At 67.1% G+C, this 8,153-nt stretch carries 5 protein-coding genes; all 5 read right to left on the reverse strand.

Going from position 1 to position 8,153, the window contains the following annotated elements:
• Positions 1–78 precede the first annotated feature (78 nt).
• The 5 genes from QN357_RS16120 to pstC all read right to left on the reverse strand — a co-directional run bounded on the left by QN357_RS16120 (position 79) and on the right by pstC (position 8,116).
• Positions 79–1,173: a hypothetical protein gene (locus QN357_RS16120; RefSeq protein WP_134448229.1), complete on the reverse strand. Its 1,095-nt coding sequence runs from the start codon at positions 1,171–1,173 to the stop codon at positions 79–81.
• 112 nt (positions 1,174–1,285) lie between these two features.
• Complete coding sequence (locus tag QN357_RS16125) at positions 1,286–3,967, reverse strand: hypothetical protein (RefSeq protein ID WP_134448227.1); 2,682 nt, start codon at positions 3,965–3,967, stop codon at positions 1,286–1,288.
• On the reverse strand, positions 3,964–5,655 hold the full coding sequence (gene pstS / locus QN357_RS16130; RefSeq protein WP_322136245.1) for a phosphate ABC transporter substrate-binding protein PstS: 1,692 nt from the start codon (positions 5,653–5,655) through the stop codon (positions 3,964–3,966). The genes QN357_RS16125 and pstS overlap by 4 nt, the downstream gene beginning before the upstream one ends.
• Complete coding sequence (gene pstA / locus QN357_RS16135) at positions 5,652–7,046, reverse strand: phosphate ABC transporter permease PstA (protein WP_322136246.1); 1,395 nt, start codon at positions 7,044–7,046, stop codon at positions 5,652–5,654. The genes pstS and pstA overlap by 4 nt, the downstream gene beginning before the upstream one ends.
• On the reverse strand, positions 7,046–8,116 hold the full coding sequence (pstC, locus tag QN357_RS16140; protein ID WP_134448225.1) for a phosphate ABC transporter permease subunit PstC: 1,071 nt from the start codon (positions 8,114–8,116) through the stop codon (positions 7,046–7,048). Before pstC ends, pstA begins: the two co-directional genes overlap by 1 nt.
• Positions 8,117–8,153 lie beyond the last annotated feature (37 nt).

Below are 8,153 nucleotides of genomic sequence, written 5' to 3' on the forward strand. Positions count from 1 at the left end.
ACGACGCCGACGGCGGCGAAGCGGAGCTTGTTGTTGAGCTTCATGAGATTCAATTACCTTTTCTGGAAGTAGGTCGGGCTACTTGGAGATACGGACAGCAGTGGTGGTGGAGGGGGCCAGGATGCCGAACTTCTTCTTCAGCGAACCGGCCTTGGAGGCGAGGGAGGTCTGCGAGTTGGTCAGGCTGGTGCTCTTGGTCGGGTCAAGCAGGCCGGCCAGTGTGGCGTCGTAAGAGGCGTTGGTCGGGTCGACGCGGGCGTACTGCACGACCAGGTAGGTGTCGCGACCCCAGACGGAGTCAGCATAGTAAGTGGCGTTCGGGACCATCGAGGTGCCGGTGCCGGTGACGGGGGTGGTGCCGGCAACGAGCGAGCCGAGAACCGTGGTGTCCTTCTTCTTGGGGTAGCTGGCACCGGTGTTCATGGCGACCCAGCGTGAGACCGACATCGGCATGATCTGGTTGATGCCGAGGTTGGACGCGTCGTGCTCCTGGCCGGTCTGGACACAGGAACCGAGAGTGGCGTCGGTGACGCCGATCTTGGACATGAAGTCCTTGCGGGTGCCGGAACCGGCCTGCGGGATGATCGGGGTGACCGTGACGCCGCCGAGGGTGGTGACGCTGCAGGTGTAGAGGCTCGTCATGGTCGCGGTGTCGATCGTGTCGATGCCGGTCGCGGTAGAGCCATTGTCGTAGGCGTAGGCGATGGCGTCACGGCCGAAGGGAACCTGGATCAGGCTTCCGGCGGCGTCGACGGTGCCGGAGCCCGAGGAACGCGCGATGTCAACCTGACCGCTGATCACGACAGCGGCAGGCGCGCCGACCGTACCAGACGTGTATGCCGCGCCATCGATGGAGCGGAGGAGCGCCGTGCGACCGTCACCCGACCCGTTCGGGCGTCCAAAGCGCACGCCTGAGGATTTCGTGGTGATGTAGGCCGTGCCGGTCGCGTCGAACGATCCGATGGTCGCGCCACCTGCGGTCGTCGAGCGAACCGAAGATCCGGAGAGCGAGGATCCGTTGGCCAGGGCGCTGACCACGTCTTCCAGGGTGTCCGAGCCGACGGCGACGTAGCTGTTGGAAACGGGCTCGGCGTTGGCCGGCGTCGCGATGGCGAAACCGGTGAGGGCGACGCCGACGGTCGCGCAGAGCGCAATTGCCTTCTTCGAAATCACTGTGATGATGCCTTTCGGGTGTACTGCATGAGACGAACCCGGGCGGGAACGTCTTTCCTGATGTCTGGTCCCAAGCCGAAACCCGGAATCTGGACGTCAAGCTGTGCGCGCATCAGGATCGTCTCCGGACACGCGAAATCAGGGGGACTCCACCGGCTGCGAGCAGCCCGGAGAGGAATCCGACAGGGATGGCTGCCGGAATGGGGCCGATGACCGGATCGGAAGGCGTCGGCTTGCCGACGAGGGGTCCGGCCGACGCGCCGGTCGCCGCAGGGTCGGTCGCGGTCGCGGTCCCGGCGACGGCGGCGGCGACGGCCGCGACCGCTGCCGTTCCACTGCCTGCGTTCGGGTTGACGTAGGCCGCCGCAGGGGCGGCGGCAGTGGCCGCGACGGTCGGTGAGGGAGTGGGTGTCGGAGTCGCCGAGACGATCGGGCTGATGCCCTTTTCGATGGCTGTCGCGGCTGCGAGGGCCTGGGCGACCCAGCTGGCCGGAATCGACGCGTACCCCTCGGGGAGCTGGCCGATCGCACTGCCGGGAACCTGACCGGCGGCAACGGCGTAGCGGATCATGTTGGCGTAAATGGCGCGGGCGGAGGCATCCGTCTGCAGTGGGTTGAGCGCCGCGTAGACCGGCATGGTCATCGGGTAGGCCGACGCCGCCGCCCTGGCGCTCGCGCTCGTGGGGTTGTATTCGAGCACGGCCGCGTTCTCGGTGGTCGGGGTCATCGCCGCGGCCGCGGCCAGCAGGGATGCGGAGTTCGCGGCAACGAAAGTGCCCGCCGAGTTTCGCAGTGACGCCGTCACCGTCTGGTACCGGGCTGCTGCCGCCGTTGTCGTGAGTCCGAGCACCCGCTGGGTGCCGACGAGGTTGCGAACGCTCTTGCCCCATTTCGGCGGAACCGTGTTCGGGCTCCAGTCGCCGAGCTCCTGGCCGTCACCGCGCAGGGTGAGGTAGGCGCCGTTCTCGAAGTCGCTCGCGTACGGGCGCCAGGTGACGAGGTTGACTTCGGTCTGGCCGTCGGCCGTGGCCACCCGTGCGATTGGGTCAGCCTTGGGGAAGTTGGTGCGGGGCACGGTCATTTTTGTGCCGGAGGAGTTGACGGCGTCCTTTGTTGCGTACCAGGGGTTGACCTTCATGCCCCACTTGTCGGCTTCGCCGTTGAGGAAAGCCACGGCATCCGGATCTGAGAGCACGTAGCGCCACAGCTGTAGGGCCTCGTCGGAGCGCCCCGAGGGCAGGAGCATGTCGCCGAGGGACGGACCCGTCAGGTCCTGGTACTGCCATTCCGCGTCGTTCACGGCGAGGAAGTCGGGGTCAACGGTCAGGTTCCTCGCGTTGTGGTTTACCTTCTCGGGGTTATCGACGAAGAACGCGAGCGATTTGGAGGTAGCGGGGGCCCCCGTCGGCAAGGAGTCCAGATATGAGTTCGTCAACAGCTTCGCGATCAGGCGCGGGGTGAGGTTCATCGAGGTGAAGGACTCGGTGTTCTTGTCCTTGTATTCCTGAGGCACGGCGCCGACGGGTTTCACCCTCCGGTCGATCGAGAAGGACACGGCGAGTCCGGAGAGTGCGATCGGCGCGTACTGCACGGGATCCGCCTTCGTCGTCTGTAGGGCACGCGATGTCAGGGCGAGAGGACTCGGGGTCTTCTGGCTTGCGGAGAGGAGAGAGTCTTCCTCGTTGCCGGTGCTGAGCACGAAGGAGGATCCGGTCGAGCCGGTGCAGAGGTTGGGCTGCCAGGACGCGACGGCCGCCGAGGCGAGTTCGCTTCCGGAGAGTTGCTTCTCGGCCGAGCCGATGGAGCAGCGCAGACCGATCGGCTTGAAGTCGAGCTTGACGGCCACACTGTGCTGCCAGGCGTCCCAGAACAGGCCGGACTTGGTGATGTACGACTCGCCGACGTCGTTGGTGCCGCGCGGGATGACGACGAGCCAGCAGGACTTGCCCGTGACCGTGCCGTCCGTGGCCGTGACCGGCATACCGCAGCCGAGGCCGGGAGACTGCATCGCGGTCTGGACCTCGAACTTGACGGAGCCGGCGCCAGTGTCACTCGACCCCACCCACGGCACCTCGTTGGTCGTGTACTGCGTGTAGAACTCGTTCGTGGCGAGGTCGACGCCCACGATCGGGGAGGGCAGGGTCACGCCAGTGGCAGCCGGCGTGCCGTTCGCGGTCTGAACAAGCCCTGTCAGGGGATCGAGGATGTAATGGGTGAGGACGCCGGCGCCATTCTTGAAGACGGACGAGATCGTTCCGCCCGTCGAGGCACGGTACGGGATCGCCGTGACCGCCGGGATCGTGAAGCCGTTCGAGGGCGATGTGTATTGGGTGTCCTTGGCGTTGACGAATTCGTCAGAAACCGAGGTGTCGCGCGTGGACGCGGCCTTGCCGGGAAAACCGCCGTACTGGCAGGTGGTGCGGTCGGGATGCCCGGGGTTCAGCGGGTCCTCACCCCAGCACTGCGCGATCTGCAGGAAGTTCTGGCCGCCCGAGCTGGCGTCAGGCCGGACCGACTTCGCGCCCGAGCCGGTCCAGTTGACGACGATTCCCTGCGAGACGAGGTCCTTCGTCTGAGAGACTGTCACCTTGAGGTCGGGGAACGGTGCCGTCGAGATGTCGAGGTCATAGCCCTTGGCGGCCACCGTGACGGCGCTCGAGGTGTCCGCGGATGCTGCGGGCGGGGTAATGGAGGCCAGCATGGACACTCCGATGCCGACGACAACGCCCACGACGATGCCGCTTGCGCCGGCGCGGGTCCACATCGAGTCCGTGGACAGGATCAGGCGCTTCACTTGGTGCCCACCTTCGGACCGCGTGGCTTGAGCCGGCGCCAGAGCACCGGGGGCAGCACGGCAGAGCCGATGAGCAACACGCCGGCGAACAGCATGATCGACTGCTGCGCACCCCAGCCGTTGTCGGCGAGGGTGAAGGGCGACGCCACCGCGGACCCGGCCACTCCGGTCGAGGCCGTGCCACCGGTGCCGCCGGAGACGAGAGCACCGTTCTCGTCGTAGACCGCGGCCGCGGCATCGCCCGTGCCCGCTGCCCCGGCGTTTGCCGTCGTCGCCGCTGCTCCGGCCCCTGCTCCTGCGGCGGCCGCTGCCGCCGCGGCCGTGTCGGCCGTGGCTGCGGAGCCGCCGGTACCGGTTCCGGTCGTCGCCGTGTCATCGGGCGCCCCTGCTGTTCCGGTGACACACTGGCTCGTGCCGACCTTGTCACAGTCGGCGGGCTTGAGTGCGTTGGTCGCGAGCAGGTTGCTCGATGGGGAGTCGCCGGCCTTGAAGGTCGGGTTGTTGCAGTTGTTGATGTCGACGCCCGAGACATCCGCTCCCGGCACTCGTTTGATCTGGTCGAACCCGGCGAGCACAAGGTTCATCGGGAGCGGCGAGTAGCCCAGGGCCGCCGCTTGCTGCTGGCCCTCGCAGAGCATGTAGTTCGCGAACGCGCCGAGGGTGAGGCCCTTCTTCGCGGTGAAGACACCGCCGACCTCGGTCGGCACGATCATGTAGGAGTAGCTCGACAGCGGGTACGTGCGCGGGTCGGGGTTGTTGTAGACGCCGTCGAGGATCTGGGTGAGGTAGTCGGGGCTCGAGACCGGGACATCCGTCTTGATCTTTGCCTGCAGCAGGGCAACGGCGACGGAGTTCGCGGTCGGCTCGACGTAGTATCCGGCGGTGTTCAGGACCTTGGCGACCGGGAAGCCGGCCTTGAGCGCGTAGGAATACTCGACGTACGTGATGGCGCCTTCGCCATAGTCCTGGGCGACATACCCGGCGACGCCCGCCGAACCGCTCTGGGCCTTCGCGTTGCCGTAGGTCGGGTACTGCGAGGTGAGGCCGCAGGAGGCCGGTTTGCCGACCTTGACGCAGAACTGCCCCCAGAGGGAGTTGTACTGCTTGGACATCCAGAGGCTGAACTGGGCGGTCGAGCCCGAGCCGTCCGACCGCACGACAGGGACGATGCCCTTGTCCGGCATCTTCAGTCCGGGGTTGTCCGTCTGGATCGCCGGGTCGTTCCACTTGGTGATGACGCCGGTGAAGATCTTGGTGACGACCTCGCCACTCAGGCGCAGGTTGGAGACGCGGGCACCGTTGATCTTGAGGTTGTACATGAACGAGGTGCCACCGGCGACGATCGGCATGTATGCGTAGCCGCGACTCGGAACCTCGGGCGCTGAACCGTCTTCGGGAGCGGTCTGGAACGGGATCTCGCTGACGGCGAAGTCGACGTTTCCGGCCACGAAGTCCCGGCGGCCCGCGGAGGAGCCGACACCGGAATAGTTGACGGTCATGCCGTAGTTCGAGGCCACGTTCTTGCGCCACTGGTCGAGGGCGTTCTGGGACCAGGTCGAGCCGGTTCCTGTGATGGGGTCGTAGGAAACGGCCTGGGCAGACAGCGTTCCGGACAGACCGAGAATCACCACGACGGCGAGGGCGAAGAGGGCGCGGATCGCACGGATCCAACGGGGCTGCGGCGTCACGAGGACGGCTCCTTTGTGCTGAGGTCGATCGTCGGCGCTGGGCTGCTGTGGTGGTTCGGTGGTGCCGTCGGCGGCGGCCAGGCCCCCGACGTGTTCGCCTCGAGGAGGATGCGGCGGTCGGCGGCAATGGTGATCCGCTTGAGGTCGCGCCCGGAGGCCGCGACGACCCGCTGCTGCTGGGCGCGGGACAGGTCGCCCGGCCCCTTGCCGCCGATGAGGCGGGCGATCGCGAACAGGGTGAGCACGAGGAGGATCAGCACGGCCGCCGCCCCGAAGCCACGGGCGATCATGTTCGGTTCCGGCGACTTGACGAAGTCGAAGACCTGCAGCGGCAACGAGATCATCGGTCCCTCGAAGGGGTTGAGGTTGACGACGGCGGTGACGCCGGACGTGAGCAGCACGGGGCTGGTCTCGCCGATTCCGCGGGCGGTGCCGAGGATGACGGCGGTCGCGAGCCCGGGGCGGGCGGTCGGCAGCACGACATGCCAGACCGTGCGCCAGCGCGTGGACCCGAGCGCGTACGCGGCTTCGCGAAGGTTTCCCGCGACGAGACGGAGGACGATGTCGGAGGCGCGGATCACGATCGGGAGCATCATCACCGTGATGGCCATCGAGGCGGCGAACCCGCTGCGCTGGTGGGTGATCAGCACGATGATCGCCGAGTACACGAAGAGGCCGGCGACGATCGAGGGCAGCGCGGTCATCGCGTCCGAGATGGTGCGCACGAAGCGGGCGAACTTTCCGCCGACTTCGTTGAGGAACAGGGCCGTGAGGATGCCGAGCGGAACGGTGACGATGAGCGCCATCGTGATCTGCATCAGGGTACCGAGGATGGCGTGGAAGATTCCGCCGAGTTCGAGGCCGTCGAGCGGGCCGGCGAGCTCCATGCTGTCGGTGAAGAAGTTGAGGTGCGGGAGGGCTTCCTGGCCGCGCACGAGGGTGTACGCGACGACGAAGACGAGGGCGCCGAAGAGCAGCACGCCGGCGCTCGAAAGGACAACCGACATGACCCGGTCCTTGACCTCCTGCCAGTCGCTCTTCAGGCTGACGAGCAGGGCGTAGAAGCCGATGAAAGCGATGAACGCGACGATCACGAAACCGACATAGCCGGAGAGCGGGCCGAACCAGCCGAACAGCAGAACGGCGACGGCCACGCCGGCCGCTGCCGCGCCGAGGATGTTGAACTGGTCGTCGACCCTGGCGGCGCGCATCCGGCGGCGCGGGCCGATCTCGATGCCGACCGAGGAGGGGATGTTCGTGGTGTGCCGGACTGCTGCGGCCTGGAGTTCGAGCTCGGCCTCGAGCTCGACGGCGGTCTCGGTCATCACGAGGGTCGAGGGGCCGGCGGATGCCGCGGGATCCGTCGCCTGGGTGCTGTGTGCGCTGGTCATCAGTCGCTCTCCGCCCCGGAGCGGGACCGCGCCACGATCGACGAGGCCGTGAAGTTGATCACGAGGGTGATCAGGAAGAGCACGAGGCCGGCGGCCATCAGTGCGGAGAGGCCGAAGGAGCTCGACTCGCCGTACCGGAGCGCGATGAGCGCGGACACCGAGTTCGTGCCGGTCTTGAGCACCTCCCAGTTGATCGTGAAGATCGGGGAGATGATCATGTAGACGGCGATGGTCTCGCCGAGGGCCCGGCCGAGGCCGAGCATGGTGCCGCCGATGATGCCGCCGCGGCCGAACGGGAGCACCACGGACGTGATCATTCCCCATCGGGTCGACCCGAGGGCGAAGGCCGCCTCACGTTCACCGATCGGCGCCTGGGAGAAGGCTTCGCGCATCACCGAGGTCTGGGTGGGCACGACCATGAGGCCCACCACGATTCCGGCGATGAAGGCCGAGGAGGTGAAGGCGCTCGCCTCGGTGAGGGCCTGGCCCGTCGCATCCGTCACGCTGAAGAACGGGATCCAGCCGAAGTAGGTGGAGATCCAGGTGGCGACCGGGATGACGTTCGCCTGGAGGAAGAACACGCCCCAGAGGCCGAACACCACGCTGGGAACGGCGGCCATCAGGTCGACGAGGGTGACGAGCGTGGACTTGAGCCGCCCCTGGGCGACCTCGGAGATGAGGAGCGCCGTGCCGAGGGCGAGGGGCACCGCGACGCACATTGCGATGACGGCGATCGTGATGGTGCCGAAGAGAACGGATGCGATGCCGAACTTCTTCGTTTCCGGCGACCAGTCCTGCTCGAAGAGGAAGTTGAACCCAGCGACCCCGAGGGCGTCGCCGGCGCGCAGCGAGAGGAAGACACCGACCGCGAGCATGATCAGCACGGTGATCGTGCCCGCGCTGAACGCGACCGAGCGGAACACCGAGTCGGAGATCGACGGGCGGGAGACCAGGGAGCGCCGCGGCCGGGAGTCGGGGTTCGACGGGTCGAAAACGGCCGGGTCTGTCCCGAAGGCGTCGCCCAGGGGCGAGTCGCCCAGGGGCGGCGAGACGAGGCTCGAAATCGGCATGGCTGTCCTTGGAAAAGACTCGGGAGGGGGTGAACGC

Origin of the sequence: Cryobacterium sp. RTC2.1, assembly GCF_035018685.1 — a bacterium.
In the GTDB taxonomy this organism is placed as follows: Bacteria; Actinomycetota; Actinomycetes; order Actinomycetales; family Microbacteriaceae; genus Cryobacterium; species Cryobacterium glucosi.

Excerpts from the sequence above, each read along its gene's own strand:
- pstA (WP_322136246.1), bottom strand. The coding sequence starts at position 7,046 with ATGACCAGCGCACACAGCACCCAGGCGACGGATCCCGCGGCATCCGCC.
- pstC (WP_134448225.1), bottom strand. The coding sequence starts at position 8,116 with ATGCCGATTTCGAGCCTCGTCTCGCCGCCCCTGGGCGACTCGCCCCTG.